Here is a 1,089-nt window from a genome sequence, read left to right as displayed (position 1 = left end):
AGCCGTGAGCGGTCGTCCACGATCCCCAGGAGCTGCGCCGCGACGAAGCGGCCCTCCGAGGTGAGCACGCGCCGCGACGCGCGGTGGAAGTCCAGGTGCCAGAGCGCGTGCACGTGGCTCGACTCGAAGCTGCGCACCTCGAGCAGCTCGAAGCGCTCCGCCGCCCGGCGCGCGCCCGGGGTGTCCCTCTCGCACCGGCGCCTTTGCTTGTAGAGCCCGTTGGCCTTCATCCAGCGGCGCAGCGTCGAGACCGACGGCACCGGAGCGAGCTCCGCCCGCTCGCGCGAAAGGGCGAGGAGGTTCTCGGCGTGCAGTGTGTAGGACCACGAGGGGTGCTCGCCGTGCTGGCACCGCAGGGCCTCCGCGAGCGCCTCGCTCACGCTCGTCTGGCGACCGCGGTCCGCGCGCGGACGAGCACGCAGCGCACCGATCGGGTCCTGCGGCGCCGAGCGCGCCGCGTAGTACCAGCGCTCGATCGTGGAGAAGCCGAAGCGCACCGGATCGCCGCTCAGGGGGTGGCGCCAGACCTTCGCAGCGAGCTCGGCCAGCGCGTCCCCCAGCTCGCCGCTCTCCGGCGGCGACGCCAGCAAGCTGCTCACGATCGAGAAGCGCAGCCGCGACCAGGCGTCGCGGCGCTGGTGATGATCTCGGCTCAAGGGGAAGGCTCCTTTCGTGCCAATGGGCTCGCCGCTCCAGCGGGTCGGCGAACGCTAAGGGCCCTCGTCCAGCGTGTCGACGTGCGTCCTCTGCGGATCCCTCCTCGCCATCAGGCCGCCCTCGACGAGCGCCCTTCCATCAGCGTCGAGCGGCTCAGCGGCTCGATCAGGCGCAGGAAGCGCAGCAGGCCCTCCTCGGCATCGCCCCCGCCGACTCGCTCGAGCAGCGAAGCCGGCAACTCGCCCTCGACGAGCGGAGAATCGAAGCGGCCGCGGAGCGCAATCCAGAAGGCCGTGCGCGGAACGCTCTCACACCACCACCGCCGCCAGCGCTCGAGCGTGCGCCGGTCGGCGCCCAGCTCCTCGCGCAGCTTCGCCAGCCGTCTCCCGGTCAGCCCCTGCGCGAGCGCCGCGGCCAGCACCACCATCACGA

General features: G+C 72.6%; 2 protein-coding genes. Both read right to left on the bottom strand.

Going from position 1 to position 1,089, the window contains the following annotated elements:
* Positions 1–656: IS481 family transposase (locus AB1467_07560; protein MEW6296111.1), on the bottom strand; the 656-nt coding region annotated here is incomplete at its 3' end.
* Between the two features lie 110 nt (positions 657–766).
* Positions 767–1,089: hypothetical protein (locus AB1467_07555; GenBank protein ID MEW6296110.1), on the bottom strand; the 323-nt coding region annotated here is incomplete at its 5' end.

It is taken from the genome of Candidatus Diapherotrites archaeon (genome assembly GCA_040755695.1).
Classification (GTDB): Archaea; Iainarchaeota; Iainarchaeia; order Iainarchaeales; family 1-14-0-10-31-34; genus JBFMAK01.
The sequence above is the reverse complement of the archived record's forward strand: the minus strand, read 5'-3'. Positions and strand labels throughout refer to the sequence as shown.